The 227-nt window shown below is 67.8% G+C and carries 1 protein-coding gene; it reads left to right on the top strand.

The window, feature by feature from the left end; all coding sequences use genetic code 11:
• Window positions 1–227, top strand: a 227-nt coding sequence (locus AX677_RS07600; RefSeq protein WP_156445997.1) for an efflux RND transporter permease subunit, incomplete at both ends; no start/stop codon positions are given.

Below are 227 nucleotides of genomic sequence, written 5' to 3' on the forward strand. Positions count from 1 at the left end.
GGGCGCCCTGGACTTCGGCCTGATCGTCGATGGGGCGGTGATCATCATCGAAAACTGCCTGCGCCGGCTGGCCGAACGCCAGCACCACGAGGGCCGCCTGCTGGACCTGCGCGAGCGGCTCGAGGAGACTATGCTGGCGTCCCAGGAGATGATCCGCCCGACCGTCTACGGCCAGGCGATCATCTTCCTGGTGTTCGCGCCGCTGCTCACCTTCCAGGGCGTGGAGG

This window comes from Streptococcus sp. CCH8-C6 (assembly GCF_001557225.1).
GTDB lineage: Bacteria > Bacillota > Bacilli > Lactobacillales > Streptococcaceae > Streptococcus > Streptococcus sanguinis_C.